Genomic DNA, 19,037 nt, shown 5'->3' on the forward strand with positions numbered 1-19,037 from the left:
GGGAGGAAATCAGGCTTCTTCGTTGGCCAGGAATAGCCAGGTATCGACTGCCGTATCCGGGTTCAGTGAAACACTGTCTATGCCTTCATCCATCAACCAGCGGGCGAAATCCTTGTGATCCGAGGGTCCCTGGCCGCAGATACCCACATATTTTCCGGCTTGCTTACAGGCCTGGATGGCGCGGGACAGCAGCGCCTTCACCGCCGGGTTACGCTCGTCGAACAGATCGGCCACGAGCCCCGAATCCCGGTCCAGTCCCAGGGTCAACTGGGTCAGGTCGTTGGAGCCGATGGAGAAACCGTCGAAATGCTGCAGGAATTCCTCCGCCAGCAATGCATTCGACGGCAGCTCGCACATCATGATGACCTTCAGCCCGCCCTCGCCGCGCTTGAGGCCGTTGTCGGCCAGCAGCCCGACCACTTCCGCGGCCTCTTCCGGTGTGCGCACGAAGGGCACCATGATCTCGACATTGTCGAGGCCCATTTCGTCGCGCACTTTTTTCAGCGCGCGGCACTCCAGCGCAAAACACTGGCGGAAATCGGCGGAGCGGTAGCGGGACGCGCCGCGGAAACCGAGCATCGGGTTCTCTTCGCTGGGCTCGTACAACTGGCCACCCACCAGGTGCGCGTATTCGTTCGACTTGAAGTCCGACAGGCGCACGATTACCCGGTTGGGCGCAAAGGCCGCGGCCAGGGTGGAAATCCCCTCCACCAGCTTTTCGACGATAAAGTCCTCCGGCGATTCGTAGCCGCCGATGCGCTCGCGGATATTCTGCTGCAGTTCCTCCGGCAACTTGTCCAGCTCCAGCAGCGCCTTGGGGTGAATGCCGATCATCCGGTTGAGGATGAATTCCAGCCGCGCCAGGCCCACACCCTGGTTGGGGATATGGCTGAAGGCGAAGGCGCGGTCCGGGTTGCCGACGTTCAGCATGATCTTGAACGGCAACTCCGGCATATCGCTGACTTCGGTCTCCTCGCGCTCGAAGTTCAGTTCCCCGGCCATCACGGAACCGGTATCGCCCTCGGCGCAGGACACGGTCACCGGCGTACCGCTGTGCAGCAGCTCGGTGGCATTGCCACAACCCACCACCGCCGGGATGCCCAGCTCGCGGGCGATGATCGCCGCGTGGCAGGTGCGGCCGCCGCGGTTGGTGACGATGGCGCTGGCCTTCTTCAGAACCGGCTCCCAGTCCGGGTCGGTCATGTCGGTGACCAGCACCTCGCCATCCTGCATGGCTGCCATATCGTCGACGGATTCCAGTACGCGCACCTTGCCGGCGCCGATGCGCTGGCCGATGGCGCGCCCCTCACACAGCACCTCGCCCCTCTCGCGCAGGTGGAAGCGCTCGATGCTGGTACCGGCATCGCGGGAGCGCACGGTTTCCGGGCGCGCCTGGACGATAAACAGCTCGCCGGTATCTCCGTCCTTGGCCCACTCGATATCCATCGGGCGGCCGTAGTGTTCCTCGATCTTGCGCGCCTGGATCGCCAGGTTGGTCAGCTCGTCGTCATCCAGCGCGAAGCCCAGGCGATCCTCGTCCGGCACCGGCACCGTCTTGACCGAGCGGCCACAGTCTCCGCTCTGGTCGTAGACCATCTTGATCGCCTTGCTGCCGCGGTTGCGGCGCAGTATCGCCGGGCGGCCGGCATCCAGGGCCGGCTTGTAGAGATAGAACTCGTCCGGGTTGACCGCACCCTGCACGACGGTTTCCCCCAGGCCGAAGGCGGCGGTGATAAAGATGACATCGCGGAAACCGCTCTCGGTGTCCAGGGTGAACATAACCCCGGCGGCGCCGGTCTCGCTGCGCACCATGTGCTGGATACCGGCGGACAGGGCCACACCGGCGTGGGCGTAACCGGTGTGCACGCGGTAGGCGATGGCGCGGTCGTTGTACAGGGAGGCGAAGACTTCCTTCACCGCCTGCAGTGCGGCATCGATACCGCGGATATTCAGGAAGGTCTCCTGCTGGCCGGCAAAGGAAGCATCCGGCAGGTCCTCTGCGGTTGCGGAAGAGCGCACCGCCACGGCGGTCTCGCCGCCGCCCAGGGCCTCGTAGCCGTCGCGGATCTCCTGTTCCAGCCGCGGCGGGAAGGGTGTGTCCATGATCCAGCCGCGGATCTGCTTGCCGGCCTCGGCCAGCGCGATCACGTCGTCGATATCCAGCTCCAGCAGGCGATCGGCGATGCGCTGTTCCAGCTGCTCGTGGGCCAGGAAAGCGCGGAAGGCCTCGGCAGTGGTGGCAAATCCGCCGGGTACGCTGACGCCGGCACCGGCCAGGGACGAGATCATCTCGCCCAGCGATGCATTCTTACCGCCGACCTTGTCGACATCCCCCATGCCCAGTTGCGCGAATTCGATGGTGAAGTTCGTCAAGAGTAGGCCCTCAGCTAGCAGGTGTATGTTGGCGGTGGATTATAACGATGGGTTTTGTAAAAAATACCCCGAAAAACCCGCCGAAAATGTTGTAAATTTTCTACAAGATCCAGGGGCAGACCCGCGCGTCAAAACCGCTTAGCATAGAGCCCCCGAACGCTGTATGGATCAATCATGGCAAAAGACAAGCGCACCGCCTTCTTTATTTCCGACGGTACCGGCCTCACGGTGGAGGCCATCGGCCACAGCCTGCTGGCGCAGTTTCGCAGCGAGCATGTGGAACAGGTGACATTGCCCTACGTGGATTCCCCGGACAAGGTGGAGCGGGTGCTGCAGCGCATCGAAAAGGCGGCGCGAGAATCCGGCATGCAGCCGATCATCATCACCAGTATCGTATCGGATGAGATTCGCCGGCAATTGCACCAGAGTTCCGCGTTGATGCTGGACGTCTTCGAAAGCTACCTGACACCGCTGGCCAACCTGTTCGGCACGGACCCGGCCCAGTCCGTCAATATTTCCCACGGTATTGCCGACGACCGGCGCTACAGCGAACGTATCGACGCAGTGCACTTTGCGATGGACAACGACGACGGCCGCCGGGTGCGGGAGTTCGAGCGCGCCGACGTGATCCTGGTGGGTGTCTCCCGGTCCGGCAAGACCCCCACCTGCCTCTACCTGGCGCTACAGTTCGGCCTGCGCGCGGCCAATTACCCGATTACCGAGGAGGATATGGACAGCACTGCCCTGCCCAGGATACTGCGCCCTTTCCGCGACAAGCTGTTCGGCCTCACCATCGATCCCAAGCGCCTGATGAACATCCGCCAGGAGCGTCGCGCCAATAGCCGCTACGCTTCCATGGAGCAGTGCGAATTCGAGGTGCGCCAGGTGGAACAGATGCTGCGGCGGGCCCAGATTCCCTGTCTGGACGCCACCGAACTCTCGGTCGAGGAGCTGGCCACGCGGCTGATGTCGCAGGCCGGCATCGAGCGACGCGTCGATTGAGGGCCGGGGAATGTACGGCGAAAGGCGGCTGGCAGGCGCCGTGCGGAAATCTTTTCTTGTGCCGTGGATGGGTGTAGGGTGCGCCATCCTCTGTCACCTGGCCCGGTATTCAGCTCACTGAAATGCAAATCGTCTCCCTGCCCTATTCGATCAACACACCGGTGGCCTTCCAGGCGATCGCCGACCTGCCCGCCCCCGTATGGCTCGACAGCGGCCGACCGCTGGCACCCGGCGGGCGCTTCGATATCCTCAGCGCCGATCCCATCGAGACACTGCGCCTGGAGGCGGACAGCGCGGAACCTTTCGCCCAGCTGGACGACCTGGTGTGCGAACTCTGCCCCCAGGACAGCGATGCGCAACTGCCCTTCTGCGGCGGCGCAATCGGCTACGCCGGCTATGAACTGGGCGCAGCGGGCAATTTCCTGCAACCGGATACCCGGCCCACCGGGCTGCCGGCCGGCTTTTTCGGCCTCTACAGCTGGGCGCTGATCGTCGACCACCAGCTGCGCGCCAGCCACCTGGTGCTCCACCCGGCCTGTACCCGGGCACAGAAGAGCGACCTGGTTGCCCGCTTTACTGCCGTGCGCTGGCAGACGGAAGCCCGCCGCGGGGATTTTGCGTTGCGGGACACCTTTGCGCACGAGTTCGACGGCGCCGGTTACCGGGCGGCGGTCGACAGGGTGCTGGAATATATCCGCGCCGGCGATATCTACCAGGCCAATTTCACCCAGCGCTTCAGCGCCTCTTTTGAGGGCGATACGCTGGCGGCCTACCTGGCCTTGCGCGATCGCGCTGCAGGCCCCTTTTCCGCCTATATGCGCCTGCCGGAGGGGGATCTGTTGAGCCTGTCGCCGGAGCGGTTTGTGCGCGCCGATGGCGGCAGCCTGCAGGCGGAACCGATCAAGGGCACGGCGCCACGTTCGGGAGATCCGGTCAAAGATGCCCGCGCCGCGGCGGCGCTGCAGCGCAGCGACAAGGACCGCGCCGAGAACCTGATGATCGTAGACCTGCTGCGCAACGACCTTGGCAAGCTGTGCCGGCGCGGCAGCGTGCGGGTGCCAAAGCTGTTCGAACTGGCAAGTTTCGCCAATGTGCACCACCTGGTCAGCACCGTCACCGGCGAACTGCCGGCGGACTATGCGTTCACAGACCTGCTCGCCGCCTGCTTTCCCGGCGGTTCCATTACCGGCGCCCCCAAGCGGCGCGCGATGGAGATCATCCGCGAGCTGGAGCGCAGCCCGCGCGGTGTCTACTGCGGCAGTATCGGCTATATCAGCAGCTGCGGCCGCGCCGATACCAATATCGCCATCCGCACGCTGACCGCGGCAGGCGGCCGCATGACCTGCGCCGCCGGCGGCGGCATAGTGGCGGATTCGGTGCCGACCGCGGAACACGAGGAATGCCTGGGTAAGGTGCGGCTGTTGCTGGAGACTGTGGAAGCGTTTCTGGCCTGACCCAAGCACGTTGGACTTCGCAAAGCTCAGTCCAGCCTACACACTGATCGGGTCCCGAGTCCCGAGTCCCGAGTCCCGAGTCCCGAGTCCCGAGTCCCGAAGTTATAAGCCTATCCCCCATTGATATTTCAAAGTTATTAGCCGCTCTGCTAACTTCTGCGCCATTCACCCGTATTCCGGGTGTCGCAACTTTTCTGTGAAGGATGTCAGAGTGAAAATTACGCTGGTAAAGAAAGTGCTCGAGGACGGCTCCCCCTGCGCCAAATGTGGCGATGTGCAGGAAAAGCTGGAGCAGAAGGATCAGCTGCGCTTTATCGACGAGACGGTGATCGCCGACGTGCGCGATGACAACAGCCGCGGCATGCAGCTGGCGCGCCAATACAATGTCGACCGCGCGCCCTTCTTTATCGTTGAAGAGGAAGGCAGGGAACCGCAGGTCTATACGGTGTACTTCAAGTTTGCCAGGGAAGTACTCGGTCCAATGGCCGGGTAGCAGAAACCCACGGCTTGCGGGCCGTTATCAACGGCACAATTGCCCGGTACCTGTTTATCCCCGGGCCCGAATCAATAAACCGGCAGCTCCATCCCCGCGAACAGTTCGTCCACCTCCGCCCGCGATGCCGCATGGGCCGCCTGGTCCACCAGTTCCCGCGTCAGGTGCGGCGCGAACTGCTGGATGAATTCGTACATGAAACCGCGCAGGAAAATTCCCTTGCGGAAACCGATCTTGGTGACACTGGGCTCAAACAGTTCGCTCGCGTCCAGCGCCACCAGGTCATCGTCCTCTTCGTCCACCGCCATATCGGCGACGATCCCGATCCCCAGCCCCAGCCGCACATAGGTCTTGATCACATCCGCATCCGCCGCGGTGAATACGACCTTGGGTGACAGGCCCCTCTCCAGGAAAGCCTCGTCCAGCTTGGAGCGACCGGTAAAGCCGAACACGTAGGTCACGATCGGGTGCTTGGCTACCTCCTCCAGGCTCAGCTTGTCGAGCTCGCACAGGGGGTGGCTCTTCGGCACCAGGATACAGCGGTTCCAGCGGTATACCGGCATCATCACCAGGTCGCTGAACAACTCCAGCGCCTCGGTGGCGATGGCGAAATCGGCGGTGCCGTCGGCGGCCATTTCGGAGATCTGCATCGGCGTGCCCTGGTGCATATGCAGGGATACGTCGGGGTAGCGGCCGATAAACGACTTGATCACCGGCGGCAGTGCATAGCGCGCCTGGGTGTGGGTGGTGGCGAGGGACAGGCTGCCCTTTTTGTCGTTACTGAACTCCTGGGCGACCTGCTTGATATTCTCCACCTTGCGCATGATCTCGCCGGCGGTTTTCAGGATCGCCTCACCGGCCGGTGTCACACGGGTCAGGTGCTTGCCACTGCGCGCAAAGATCTCAACTCCCAGTTCATCCTCCAACAGGCGGATCTGCTTGCTGATGCCGGGCTGAGATGTATAGAGGCTCTGTGCTGTCGCAGAAACATTGAGGTCGTGATGAGCCACTTCCCAGATATAACGCAACTGCTGCAGCTTCATAGAATCTCCCTGACGTTGGGTGCCGCACAGTGACAGTGCCGACTGTGTCGTCCCTAGTTATAAAAACCGTCTAAGTTTATGCGAGAAAAGAATAGCAGTCATTGATCGGGGGAGCCAACTGCCGGTTCCCATTTTTTTGTCTACTGACGTCAACTGACAGTAGCGGCGCCTATGCTGGCGGCGTTGACACAAAACCAGAGACCCGGAAGCGATACAAGATGGAAAATGTCACCCCTTCGATAATGAGCCACGTGTCCATCGGCACCAACCGCTTCGCCGAGGCCGTGGCTTTCTACGATCGTGCCCTTGAGGTTCCGGGTGCCCGCCCGCGGTCCCAACACGACTGAATCACTGTCCCGATCGCCACCGCTCGGTTAAAGTCCGCTCCGGGAGGGAGTCTGTATTGATGAACAAATCCGAACGACTGCTGCAGCTTCTGAATCTGCTGCGCGTTCGCCGTACCGCGGTGACCGCCCGCGCGCTGGCGGAGCGGCTCGGCGTGTCCGAGCGTACCCTCTACCGCGATATCCAGTCGCTGGTGCTGTCGGGAATTCCGATCGAGGGCGAGGCGGGGGTCGGTTACCGGTTGCGCAAGGGCTCGTTTATTCCGCCGCTGATGTTCAGCGAAAACGAAATCGAGGCCCTGTTGCTGGGCGTGCGCATGGTGCAGGGCTGGGGCGACGAGGACATGGGCACCGCCGCTGACTCGGCGCTGCAGAAGATCCGCTCGGTGCTGCCCGAGCGCATGCTGCAGCAGCAGGATCTGCAGCGCTCGACCTTCCTGGTCCCGGATGTGCAGCGCCGGGAAAAGTCGCGTTTCGGCGGCAGTATCCGCCAGGCGATCAAGAGCCGTGAGACCGTCTGGCTCGACTACCGCGACGAACAGGGGAATCCCACCCAGCGCCGCGGCAATCCGCTCGCACTGATCTACTGGGGCGGCGCCTGGACACTGCTGGCCTGGTGTCAGTTGCGGGACGACCACCGCCTGTTCCGCCTCGACCGGATCCGGGACCTGCAACTCACCGGCGAGGTGTTCCGGATCGAGCCGCACCAGACACTGGAGACCTATATCCGCCAGTACGATCCGGAGTTTGTCGATCGGGCGTTTCCCTAGGGGCGACGGACACAAGGGGCAACGAACACAGGTTTGCCCCTACTCCTCCAGGTTCGCAACCCCGTGCGGCACATGGCCGGTGGCCACGTGCTCGGCCGCCGAGGCGCAGTGGTTGGGCTGGTCGTCGAAGAATACATCGGCACCGAAGGCCCGCAGGAATTCACCCTTCGGGAGGCCGCCGAGAAATACCGACTCGTCGATACGCACATGCCAGGCCCGCAGGGTACGGATGACCCGTTCGTGGGCCGGGGCGGAACGGGCGGTGACCAGGGCCGTGCGGATCGGGCAGCTGTCCGGGCCGAATTCCGCCTGCAGGCGCTGCAGGGCCTCCAGGAACCCCTTGAAGGGGCCGCCGCCCAGCGGCTTCTGTGCGGAGGCCCGCTCGGCGGCGGCGAAAGCGGCCAGTCCGTCGCGCTTGAAGATCTGCTCCGCTTCGTCGGAAAAGATCACCGCATCGCCGTCGAACGCGAAGCGCAGCGTGTCGTCGCGGCGCTCGCGCGCTCCGCCGGCGACCAGGGTCGCCGCCGCCACCCCCTGCTCCAGCGCGTGGCGCACATCCTGCCCGTCGGAGGACAGGAACAGGTGGCAGCCGAACGGCGCGATATAGCGGTAGGGGCTCTCGCCGTTGCAGAAGGCGGCGCGGGTGATGTCCAGGCCGTAGTGCTCGATGGAGTTGAATACCCGCAGGCCCGTATCGGCACTGTTGCGGGACAGCAGGATGACCTCGACCCGCGATTCGCCGCCCAGGCGCTCGTTGATCTGCAGGAATTTCTCCACCAGCGGGAAGGCGTCACCCTTTCGCAGCACGTCGTTTTCATGCTCCACCTGGTACTGGGAAAAGGCATCCAGGCCCTGCTCCTCGAATACCCGGTGGCTGTCCTGCAGGTCGAACAGGGCGCGCGACGAGATCGCGATCACCAGTTTGTCGGTGAGCTGTGGCATCAGGGCGCCTCCACATCGTCGAGACCGGCGGGGTGGCCCTCATCGCGATGGGCCTCGAGCATCGTCAGCAGCATCCGTTTCAGGTCCTCCCGTGTGCGGTCGGAGCGCACGCCCACCTGGTTGACGATGACCAGGAAAATAGCGTGACAGGTTTCCAGCGTCGTCCGCGCCAGGCGGTTGAGCTCGTTGGGTGGGCAGCGGAAACCCAGCCGCCGGAACATGTCCGTCAGGTGGCGGATGATCAGTTCGTCGTGACGGTCGTCCAGTTCGTGCAGCTCCGGAATACCCCACATCGCCTGTACCAGCGGCAGCAAACCGTGCTGTTCGCGGTAGACCGCCAGCAGGCGTTCGATCAACTCGCCGAGAAAGGCCTCCAGGGACATCTGCTCCAGCCCGGCGCCCTCCAGCTCTTCCAGCGCCGCCGTCATGCTGGCAAGCCACTGCTCCCCCATCGCGTAGAGAATGGCGTGCTTGTTGGGAAAATAGTGGTACAGGGAGCCCACGGAAACGCCCAGTTCCTTGGCGATCAGGATGGTGGTGAGGTCGTTGAGGCCCACTTCCTCCAGCAGGCGACCGGTGGTATCCAGGATCTGGCGGGTGCGCGCGCGGGCGCGCTCCTGCACGGGTTCCCGCCGGGGGCTCAGCTGGCTGCGGCGTTTCTTCTGCTCTGCGTTGGACAAGATCGTCTCCCCTCCCTCCATTCCGGGCAGTTTACCATCAATCCGGCGCCCGATTTCGAATGGAGAGCGTGGATCCCCACGTCCGGAAACAGAAAACCGGCGTCGGGGCGCCGGTTTTCTGTCCATCCTGTGAGAGATGAGGAAAGCGCAATCAGAAGCGGTAGTCCAGGTTGGCCCCCACCACGCGACCGCGCGACGGGTCCGTCCTGGTGGCCGGTAGGTTGTACAGGGCCTCGGCGTAACCCCAGTGGTAGTACTCCTCACCGGTCAGGTTCTCCGCGTAGAGACCCGCAGTCCAGCTGTCTTCCGGGGACGTCAGCGCGATGCGCAGGTTGAAGACATTGCGGCTGTCGAGTTTCACCGCATCGGTATTCTCCAGGTCGGACCACTGCTCGCCGGTAAAGGTGTACTCGCCGGAGAGCGAGATTTCGCCCAGGCCGGTCATATGGCGGTAGGTCAGCACCGTGGCGGAGGAAAACGCCGGGGAAAAGGCCATTTCGTTGCCGTTGCAGGCATCGCAGAATGCCTCCGGCGCGTCGGTGAATTCGGTATCCAGCCACGCCAGGCCGGTGTACAGGTCCAGGTTGTCGGTGATCAGCCAGCGGGCGTCCAACTCCAGGCCGCGGCCGGTGGTTTCGCCCACGTTGCGGGTAATCGCCGCCGCGCCCACCCAGAAGGCCTGCTGCAGGTCGTCGTAGGTGTACTGGAAGGCCGCCGCGTTCAGGGCCAGCCGGTTGTCCAGCAGGCGCGCCTTGACGCCCAGCTCGTAGGACAGCACCTTTTCCTCGTCGAAGCGGTAGGGTTCGGCGTTGTTCGCATTGACTTCGTAGCCCTGCTCGTCCAGCCAGGCGTACTGGCTGTCGGCATCAGTGCCGTAGGCCGGGTCGGTGATGCGGTAGGACAGGTAGTCGAAACCGCCGGACTTGTAGCCGGTGGCAACGCTGGCGTAGGCCGTCAGCTCGTCGCTGAATACCCGGGTCAGGGTCGCGCGGCCGGACAGGTTGTCCCAGGTGTGGTCGCCGGTGATCGGCCCGTCGGTGTACATCGGCTGGTAGTTCCAGGTACCGGTCCAGGTATCCGGCCAGGGAGAGTCCACTCGGTAGTTTTTCGAGTCCTCGGTGTAGCGCACACCGAGCCCCAGTGTGGTGGCCTCACCCAGGTCGTAGGTGGTGTTGGCGAACAGACCCCAGCCGCTGTAGTCGCCCAGGGTGTCGGCGGCCTCGATCGACAACTGGCCCGGGGCGTACTCCCAGGGCTCGCCCTCAAAGCCGAAGGCCTCGTCCAGTACGCCCTGCGGCAGAGCGTCGCAGCGCACGAAGCTGTCCAGCCCCTCTTCCCATTCGTCGGCATAGATGCCGTCGCAGATAAAGTCCTCGCTGTCGACACCGGCAAAGTAGGCGTCGATTTCTTCCTCATAGTAAGAGGCTCCCAGCACATAGTTGAAGGGGCCGCTGTTGTTGGAAGTCAGGCGGAACTCCTGGCTGAAGAAGTCACCGCCCTGGTCGCGCACGTAGGTGTCGATGGCTTCGGCGGTACCGTCGAAGTCCTCGACATAGGTGTAGTTGTGGGTCTTGTAGCCGGTGATGGAGGTAAAAGTGCTGCCACCGGCCAGCTCGTGTTCGACCGTCAGGATCACGTCGCCGATTTCGGCTTCATCCTTGCCCTGCACATCGTTGTAGACCTGGTCGTAATCCCCTTCCGGGATCGGGTAGTTGTAGCCGGTGTCGTTGTCGAAAGCGCGGTAGATGGTGCCGTCGCTGATGCGGTCTTCATACTGCGCCGTCAGGGTCACGGTGGTGTCCTGCAGGCCGTCGTAGACGGCGGTCATGCGCATGGCATTCAGCTCGCTGGCGCCCAGGTCGCGGCCGCCGGCCAGGTTTTCGACATGGCCGTCTTCCTGGAAGTGCTTGCCGGCAAAGCGCACGGAGAGGTCTTCGCCCAGCGGCATATCGAGGCCGCCCTCGACCTCGGTGCGCCCGTACTGGCCGGCGCCGATGGAAATATCGCCGGCGACGGTGTCACCGGGCTTGCGGGAGACCATGGAGATGGCACCGGAGGCAGTGTTGCGCCCGAACAGCGTGCCCTGGGGGCCCTTCACCACTTCCACACGCTGCATGTCGTACATGCTGGGGGTGGCACCGGCACGGCTCTGGTAGACGCCGTCGAGGAAAATCCCCAGCGCCGGGTCGCTGCCGCTGCCGAAGCTGTTGTTGTTGACGCCGCGCACCGATACCGAATCGAAGAAGGAATCGGTGGTTTCGCCGGAGACACCGGGCGTCAGGGAAAACAGGTCCTTGAAATCGCTCAGGTTACTGTTTTTGACGGTATCGCCGGTAAAGGCGCTGACCGCCATGGGTACATCCTTGAGGGATTCGGCACGCATCTGCGCGGTGACCGTCACCTCTTCAATTTCCGCCGCCGCGGCCCCGCTGCTGGCAGTCAGGACTGCCGCACCGATGGCCGACGCCAGGGTGTATTTGCTGGTTTTGAATGGTCTGTCCGAAACAGGCATGGTCGCCCCCGTCATTTTTTTTATATCAGGGTTGCACATCCGATACCGCCGATGGCTGTTACCCAACGAGTGAATGTTTGAATCTTGTTATCCCACAAACCGAATCATTATTCAAATTCGAAATACCCCTCCTATTTTGGTGCGCGGAGTGCACACTGCTGGGGCAAAATCAGCCGCCAAGCTTGTCCTTGAGGCTGTAGTAGAGCATACCCATCACCAGCCCCGGCCAGCGCAACAGGGTCCCACCCGGGAAAGTGGGAGTCGGAATGCGCGCCAGTACGTCAAAGCGCTCCTCGGTGCCCGCCACGACTTCTGCAATCAGCTTGCCGGCCAGTGTCGCCGTGGGCACGCCGTGGCCGGAGTAGCCCTGGCTGTAGAAGACGTTCGGTTCCAGCCGGCCCAGGTGCGGCATCCGGTTCATGGTGATTGCCAGGGTGCCGCCCCAGCCGAACTCGATCGGCGTATCCGCCAGTTGAGGATAGACCCGCAGCATGTATTTGCGCACGAACTGGCGGATGTCCTGCGGGAAGCGTGAGGAGTAGTTCTCACCGCCGCCGAAGATCAGGCGGTTGTCGCCGGAGAGTTTCCAGTAGTCGATCACGAACAGGGTGTCCTGCAGCGCGTGGTCGTTGGCGATCAGCTCCCGGGCGAGCGACTCCGGCAGGGGTTCCGTGGCCAGCACGAAATTGTTGATGGGCATGATCTTGCCGGCCATGCGCGGCTCCAGACCACCCAGGTAGCCGTTGCAGGCCAATACCACATTGCCGGCCTTCACCCGCCCCCGCTCGGTGTTCACGGTGCAGGGCGAGCCGCCGGTGTAGCGGGTCACACGGCTGTGCTCGAAGAAACGGACCCCGGCGGCCGCGGCGGCATCGGCCAGGCCCAGGGCATAGTTCAGCGGGTGCAGGTGCAGGGAGCCGCTGTCGACCTGGGCACCGAAGTAGCGCTCGGAACCGACCAGGGAGCGCGCCTCCGCCTCGTCGATATAGCGCATCTGCCCGTAGCCATAGCGCTCCCGCAACAGCTCCACTTCCTCTTTCAAGCCCTCGTTGTGGCTGCGCTTGGCCGCCAGGTGCATAATGCCGCGCTTCAGGTCGCAGCGGATGCCGTGCCGGGTGACCAGCTCCTCGACCAGTTGCACAGCCTCGACGCTCATATCCCACAGTTGCCTGGCAGTCTCTGCGCCGAGCATTTTCTCCAGGTCCTGCTGGCCGCGGCGCTGCCCCACGCCGACATGGCCACCGTTGCGCCCCGAGGCGCCCCAGCCAATGCGCTCCGCCTCCAGCACCACCACCCGATAGCCGCGCTCCGCCAGGTGCAGTGCGGAGGACAGGCCGGTGTAGCCGGCACCGATGACGCAGACGTCGGCATCCACCTCGCCCTCCAGTTGCGGATAAACCGGCGCCGGATTGGCGCTGGCGGCATAGTAGGAATCTGTGTGTCCCAGCAACTTGTTTACGGTGCCAGCGGCCGTCATAGAACGTCTCCCATCGGCGGAAATGGCCCGACGCCATAACCGAACAATAATTCAATTTATAATTGAATAATAATTCGGTTTGTTGTCATAATCAAAGCCTGTGATCGATACTCCCTTGCGATCACTTTCTGACCCGACCGGTCCGGCTGCAGGCTAGGCTGCCATTAACGCGCAAGTCTCAGTCGGTGACCCGGGCATATAATAATGCAGCCCAGTCCGGCGACTGGGATCGATCATTCCGATCAAGGTGCAACATGGACAAGATCAAGAAGTGGCTCGCAGAACACAACATTTCCGAAGTGGAGTGTCTGGTGCCCGACATGTCCGGCAACGCGCGGGGCAAATTTACCCCCACGGACAAATTCCTCACCCAGGACAGCCGCCTGCCGGAGAGTATTCTGGTGCAGACGGTCACCGGCGACTATGTCGACGAACACAACGAACTGGTGGACCCGGCGGATACCGATATGCTGCTGGTCCCGGATCCGGATTCCATCCGCCTGAACCCCTGGGCCAACGAGCCCACGGCGCAGATCATCCACGACTGCTACACCCGGGACGGCCAGCCGCATCCGATCAGCACACGCAACATCCTCAAGTTTGTGCTGGATAAATTTGCCGCGCGCGGCTGGAAACCGATCGTGGCGCCCGAGGTGGAATTCTACCTGATCAAGCGCAACCTGGATCCGGATGAAAAACTCTCCGCGCCGGTCGGGCGTTCGGGTCGCACCGAGAAAACCCGGCAGTCCTACAGCATCGATGCAGCCAACGAGTACGAGGCCATCATCGAGGACATGTACGATTTCTGCGAAGCCCAGGGGCTGGATGTGGACACGCTGATCCACGAATCGGGCACGGCGCAGATGGAAATCAACTTCCTGCACGGCGATCCGCTGAAGCTGGCCGACCAGGTCTTCACCTTCAAGCGCACGGTGCGCGAGACGGCGCTGCGTCACGGCATCTATGCCACCTTCATGGCCAAGCCGATGGAACACGAACCCGGCAGTGCACTGCACATTCACCAGAGCATCGTCGATGCGGACACCGGTAAAAATATCTTTGTCGACGACGAGGGGCGGGAAAACGAAACCTTCCACCACTTTATCGGTGGCATGCAGAAATACACCCCGGGCTTCATCAGTTTTTTTGCCCCCAACGTAAACTCCTACCGGCGCTTCACCCCGGAAATTGCCGCACCCACCAGCCTGCACTGGGGCTACGACAACCGCACCACCGGCCTGCGTGTACCGGACAGCTCGGCGCAGGCCAAACGCCTGGAAAACCGCTTCCCCGGGGCGGACTGCAACCCCTACCTGGCCATTGCCACCTCCCTCGCCTGCGGTTACCTGGGCATGGTCAACGGGATCAAACCGAGCGAACCCTACCAGGGCGACTGCTCGGAAGAGCCGATCTCCCTGCCCCGCACCCAGGAGCACGCGCTCAGCTTACTGCTGGAGTGCAAGGAGGCCGAGGAGATGTTCGGGGAAAAATTCGTGCGCGCCTGGAGTGCGATCAAGCGCGACGAATACGAGGAATTCAATCGCGTGATCAGTTCCTGGGAGAGAGAGTACCTGCTACTGAACGTCTGATGCATAAAAACAGTGCAGCGACCATTCAGGAAAGCCCCAGACCGGGGCTTTTTTTTGTGTACGGACACGGCTGTTCAAAATGATTCGCCCAGCACCGAGTGGTCATTCAGCTAAATTAGGATAGTCAGTTTGCCATTGTGATCAGTAACGCAAAGATAATCAAAAGAAGCAAAACAGAAAGTATCTCCATCATCACTTCATTGTCATATTGAGTACAGCGTGTACTCTGAAAGCCGTTCGGTGACACCGAACATTTCGGTCTGAGAAAGCGGAGCAGCGCCCCACCCTGGTGGGCCCACCTCTCCGGCCAGTCTTCTAGCAGTCTGACCTTCCACGTATCCGAACCCGACCGGCACAGCGCGCTCTTACAAGTTTCCCAGAGCGCTGCGCTGAGGCGATCCCTCGCGGTCGGAGCCCGGATTCAAAACCGCAAATAAGAAACAAGGAAAAGCAAGCAATGAAGCGTTTTGTAGGATTCAGTTGCACTCTTGCACTGGCAGTCGGCGCCCAGGCGGCGGACAGGATTCCGGCAACCCCGGACATGCTCTCCCCGCAGGCACTGGCGGCCACCAGTGGTACCGACATCGCCCTGGAAGAGGTGCGCTCCCGCACCCTGCCCAACGGCAAGACAGTTACCCGCTATCGCCAGACCCACAAGGGAATTCCGGTTTGGGGGCAGGCGGTGACCAGTTCCGGCCAGGGAGCCGCGGCACAGGTCGCCGGCGATGTGCTCGGCGGCCTGACACTGGAGGTTCCCGCGGTAACCCCCTCCATCAAAGCTGCCAATGCGCTCCAGCGGGCCATGGACCACACCATCAACCTGCGCGCCCAGCAGGGGCAGATCAGTGGCGCCCTGTCGGTGCCGGCGCTGCAGCTGGCCGCCAAGAACCGGCGCCAGCAGCTCTACATCCATATCGACGACCAGGACCGCGCGCGGCTGGCCTACCTGGTCAGTTGGGTGGAGTATGGCGATGAGCCCACGCGGCCCTTCTACTTCATCGACGCGCTCACCGGCGAAGTGCTCGAGCACTGGGATGGCCTCGCCCACGCCCAAGACGCCACCGGCCCGGGCGGCAACCAGAAAACCGGGATGTACGAATACGGTACCGACTACCCGGCGATGACGGTCGACGACAACTGTCGCATGGATACCACCAACGTCGAAACCGTCGACATGAATCACGGTACCAGCGGCGGCAGCGTGTTTTCGTTTACCTGCCCGTACAACGACTACAAGACCATCAATGGCGCCTATTCGCCGCTGAACGACGCCCACTTTTTCGGCGGAGTGGTCTTCGACCTGTACAGCGACTGGTACAACACCGCACCGCTGACCCAGAAATTGCGCATGCGGGTGCACTACAGCAACGGCTATGAAAACGCTTTCTGGGATGGCAGCCAGATGACCTTTGGCGATGGCGGCAGCACTTTCCACCCGCTGGTCAGCCTGGACGTCTCCGCCCACGAAGTCAGCCACGGCTTTACCGAGCAGAACTCCGGCCTGCAGTATTCGGCCCAGTCGGGCGGTATCAACGAGGCCTTCTCCGACATGGCCGGTGAAGCGGCCGAGTATTTCATGCGCGGCAGCAACGACTGGCTGGTGGGTGCGGATATCTTCAAGGCGAGCGGCGCCCTGCGCTATATGGAGGATCCCACCCTCGACGGCAGTTCCATCGGGCACGCGTCCGACTACTACTCCGGCATGGACGTGCACTATAGCTCCGGCGTTTACAACCGCGCTTTCTACCTGATCGCCAATACCAGCGGCTGGGATACGCGCCAGGCCTTCGATATCTTCGTGCTGGCCAACCAGATGTACTGGAGCCCGACCAGTGACTATATCGACGCCGCCTGCGGCGTGGTGTCGGCAACCGAAGATCTCGGTTACGACCTGGCCGCAGTGACTGCCGCCTTCGATACCGTGGGCGTATCCACCTCCAACTGCGGCGGCGGTGGCAATCCCGGTGGCGGCGAACTGGAGAACGGTGTGGCGGAAAGCAATCTCTCCGGTAGCACCGGTGAGGAGATCCACTACACACTCGAGGTGCCGGCCGGTGCCAGCAACCTGAGTTTCCAGACCTCCGGCGGCAGCGGTGACGCTGACCTGTATGTGCGCTTCGGTTCCGCCCCGACCACCTCCAGCTACGATTGCCGGCCCTACATCGGCGGCAACGCCGAGAGCTGCAATATCTCCAATGTCCAGGCCGGTACCTACTATGTCATGGTGCGCGCCTACAGCAGCTTCTCCGGCGTCAGCCTGGTCGGAAGTTTCGATGAAGACGGCAGTGGTGGCAGCGGCGACGGCTGGGTGGAAACCAACCTGTCCGGCAACCAGGGCTCCTGGCAGCACTTTACCCTGGACGTCTCCTCCGGCATGTCGTCACTGGATGTACAGATGTCCGGAGGCAGCGGCGACGGGGATCTCTATGTCCGTTACGGTGCACAACCCACCACCGGCAACTACGACTGCCGGCCCTACAGTGCGGGCAACAGCGAGAACTGTAATTTCAACAACCCACAATCGGGTACCTGGTATATCAGTATCCGCGGCTACAACGCCTATTCCGGGGTAACCCTCGAGGCCCAGGCCAGCCCCTGACATCCGATGGGGCAATAAAAAAGGGGCAGCCAGTTGGCTGCCCCTTTTTTTTACCGAATCACATTTATTTGTGGCTGGGATCTTTCCAGTAATCCTTCACGGTATCTTTCATTTCCCGGGCGAGGATACTGATACCAAACAGGTTCGGCAGTGTCATGATCACAATGGCCACCGCGGACAGGTTCCAGATCACGGTGGTGTCCTCGATCGCCGCCCAGAAGAACGCCACCACATAGACGAGGCGGTAGGGCATGACCGCCCTGGGCCCGAACAGGTAGATCATCGAGCGGTCGCCGTAATAGGACCAGGCGATGGCGGTGGAGAAGGCAAACAGCAGGATCCCCAGCGTGACAATCAGGCTGCCGTATTCACCGAAGAAGCCTTTCTGGAAGGCCACGTTGGTCAGCGCCACCGAGTGCAGCAGTGAGTTGCCCCAGACATCCACATTCGGGTTGACGAACTCTCCGTCGACCACGGTCAGCACACCGCTGAAGTTGTCCTCTCCCACACGGAACTCGACATCCTCCGCCACCGAGCGTGCATTGATGATGGTGAACTCATCACTGTTCAGCGCGCGACCATCGGCCACCACCACGGAGCCGCTGTAGGCCTGTACGTCGCTGTCGCCGTCGGTCAGGAAACCGAATAACTGCTGCACATTTTCCGGCTGGTCGTCGGTGTAGGTGCCGGCGACCACGGCCATATCGGCGCGCTCGAACCGGTTCATGTGTTTTTCCGTCCAGACGCCGGACGACAGGATCACCAACCCGGTCAGGGTACAGATGATGATGGTGTCGATAAACGGCTCCAGCAGCGAAACCATGCCCTCGGACACCGGCTCGTCGGCTCTTGCCGAGGCGTGCGCAATGGGTGCGGAGCCCTGCCCCGCCTCGTTGGAGAAGAGACCGCGGTTGACGCCGCGGTTGAAGGCGTAGGCAAAGGTTGCACCGAGGAAGCCGCCCGCTGCCGCAGTGCCGTTGAACGCATCCTTGAAGACTGCCACGAAGGACGGAATGATATTCTGGTAGTTGTAGGTGATTACCGCCAGGGCACCGATGATATACAGCACCGCCATGATCGGCACGATGGTGGAGGTCACCTTGGCGATGCGGGTAATACCGCCGATGATTACCATCCCCAGCAGGATGGCGAGAATGCCGCCGGTCAGCGCCTTGTTCAGGCCAAAGGTATCGTACATGGCCTGGGCGATATTGTTTACCTGCGGCAGGCTGCCGGTACCGAAGGAGCAGATCACCGTGGCGATGGCGAACAGCACCGCCAGCCACTTCATGTTCAGGCGTCGCTCCATGTAAAACATCGGCCCGCCGGCAAAGTAACCGTCCGCCGCCTTGATGCGGTATTTGTGCGAGAGGGTTACCTCGACAAATTTGGTGGTCATGCCGAGGAAGGCCGTGACCCACATCCAGAAAAGCGCGGCCGGGCCACCGAGGAAAATCGCCAGGCCCACACCGCCGATATTACCGGTACCTACCGTACCGGAGAGAGCCGTGGAGAGTGCCTGGAAGTGAGAGGTATCACCCGGGTCACCGGGCTTGTCATACTTGCCCTGGACAATCTTCACCGCATGGCGGAAATAGCGAATCTGCGGAAAGCCCAGGTACAGGGTAAAAAACAGACCGACCCCCAAAAGCACCCAGGGGAACCAGGGTGCGGAGCCGAGCAGGCCGTCCAGGGACAACAGCACATGATTGAAGGATTCCAAATCAGCCCCCACTACTCTTATTTAATTCTGATTGTT

The 19,037-nt window shown here is 62.2% G+C and carries 13 protein-coding genes; 6 read left to right on the forward strand and 7 right to left on the reverse strand.

The window, feature by feature from the left end; genetic code table 11:
• Nucleotides 1-9 precede the first annotated feature (9 nt).
• Complete coding sequence (gene ppsA / locus MWN76_RS07875; RefSeq protein WP_250460839.1) at nucleotides 10-2,373, reverse strand: phosphoenolpyruvate synthase; 2,364 nt, start codon at nucleotides 2,371-2,373, stop codon at nucleotides 10-12.
• Between the two features lie 174 nt (nucleotides 2,374-2,547).
• On the opposite strand from ppsA, the gene ppsR reads away from it, so the two are divergent.
• The 3 genes from ppsR (at nucleotide 2,548) to MWN76_RS07890 (ending at nucleotide 5,322) form a co-directional block, all read left to right on the forward strand.
• Entirely contained in the window at nucleotides 2,548-3,375 is an 828-nt protein-coding gene (gene ppsR, locus MWN76_RS07880; protein WP_250460841.1) for a posphoenolpyruvate synthetase regulatory kinase/phosphorylase PpsR, read from the forward strand.
• Nucleotides 3,376-3,497: 122 nt separating this feature from the next.
• Nucleotides 3,498-4,829 carry an aminodeoxychorismate synthase component I gene (gene pabB, locus MWN76_RS07885; RefSeq protein ID WP_250460844.1) on the forward strand — a complete coding sequence of 444 codons (1,332 nt, stop codon included), beginning with the start codon at nucleotides 3,498-3,500 and terminating at the stop codon, nucleotides 4,827-4,829.
• Between the two features lie 211 nt (nucleotides 4,830-5,040).
• Complete coding sequence (locus MWN76_RS07890) at nucleotides 5,041-5,322, forward strand: hypothetical protein (protein WP_250460845.1); 282 nt, start codon at nucleotides 5,041-5,043, stop codon at nucleotides 5,320-5,322.
• Nucleotides 5,323-5,393: 71 nt separating this feature from the next.
• On the opposite strand, the gene cysB is transcribed toward MWN76_RS07890, so the two are convergent.
• The gene (cysB, locus tag MWN76_RS07895; protein ID WP_250460848.1) at nucleotides 5,394-6,365 is read right to left on the reverse strand and encodes an HTH-type transcriptional regulator CysB; all 972 of its coding nucleotides are present in this window, start codon (nucleotides 6,363-6,365) and stop codon (nucleotides 5,394-5,396) included.
• 406 nt (nucleotides 6,366-6,771) lie between these two features.
• Between cysB and MWN76_RS07900 the strand changes: the two genes are divergently transcribed.
• Nucleotides 6,772-7,479, forward strand: coding sequence for a helix-turn-helix transcriptional regulator (locus MWN76_RS07900; protein WP_250460850.1), 708 nt, complete (start codon nucleotides 6,772-6,774; stop codon nucleotides 7,477-7,479).
• Between the two features lie 39 nt (nucleotides 7,480-7,518).
• Here MWN76_RS07900 and MWN76_RS07905 read toward each other — a convergent pair whose 3' ends face one another.
• The 4 genes from MWN76_RS07905 to MWN76_RS07920 form a co-directional block, all read right to left on the reverse strand.
• Complete coding sequence (locus MWN76_RS07905) at nucleotides 7,519-8,421, reverse strand: 5'-nucleotidase (protein WP_250460852.1); 903 nt, start codon at nucleotides 8,419-8,421, stop codon at nucleotides 7,519-7,521.
• The gene (locus MWN76_RS07910) at nucleotides 8,421-9,101 is read right to left on the reverse strand and encodes a TetR/AcrR family transcriptional regulator (RefSeq protein WP_250460853.1); all 681 of its coding nucleotides are present in this window, start codon (nucleotides 9,099-9,101) and stop codon (nucleotides 8,421-8,423) included. The genes MWN76_RS07905 and MWN76_RS07910 overlap by 1 nt, the downstream gene beginning before the upstream one ends.
• A 151-nt stretch (nucleotides 9,102-9,252) precedes the next feature.
• Nucleotides 9,253-11,613 carry a TonB-dependent receptor gene (locus tag MWN76_RS07915; protein WP_250460855.1) on the reverse strand — a complete coding sequence of 787 codons (2,361 nt, stop codon included), beginning with the start codon at nucleotides 11,611-11,613 and terminating at the stop codon, nucleotides 9,253-9,255.
• Nucleotides 11,614-11,782: 169 nt separating this feature from the next.
• The gene (locus MWN76_RS07920) at nucleotides 11,783-13,090 is read right to left on the reverse strand and encodes an NAD(P)/FAD-dependent oxidoreductase (protein WP_250460857.1); all 1,308 of its coding nucleotides are present in this window, start codon (nucleotides 13,088-13,090) and stop codon (nucleotides 11,783-11,785) included.
• 254 nt (nucleotides 13,091-13,344) lie between these two features.
• On the opposite strand from MWN76_RS07920, the gene MWN76_RS07925 reads away from it, so the two are divergent.
• Together MWN76_RS07925 and MWN76_RS07930 are read left to right on the forward strand one after the other, a co-directional pair.
• On the forward strand, nucleotides 13,345-14,679 hold the full coding sequence (locus MWN76_RS07925) for a glutamine synthetase family protein (protein WP_250460858.1): 1,335 nt from the start codon (nucleotides 13,345-13,347) through the stop codon (nucleotides 14,677-14,679).
• Nucleotides 14,680-15,136: 457 nt separating this feature from the next.
• Nucleotides 15,137-17,278, forward strand: coding sequence for a M4 family metallopeptidase (locus MWN76_RS07930; RefSeq protein WP_250460859.1), 2,142 nt, complete (start codon nucleotides 15,137-15,139; stop codon nucleotides 17,276-17,278).
• A 64-nt stretch (nucleotides 17,279-17,342) separates the two neighbouring features.
• Here the strand turns inward: MWN76_RS07930 and MWN76_RS07935 are convergent, their stop codons facing one another.
• On the reverse strand, nucleotides 17,343-19,001 hold the full coding sequence (locus MWN76_RS07935; protein ID WP_250460860.1) for an alanine/glycine:cation symporter family protein: 1,659 nt from the start codon (nucleotides 18,999-19,001) through the stop codon (nucleotides 17,343-17,345).
• Nucleotides 19,002-19,037 lie beyond the last annotated feature (36 nt).

This window comes from Microbulbifer litoralis, from assembly GCF_023634065.1.
GTDB classification, from domain to species: Bacteria; Pseudomonadota; Gammaproteobacteria; order Pseudomonadales; family Cellvibrionaceae; genus Microbulbifer; species Microbulbifer litoralis.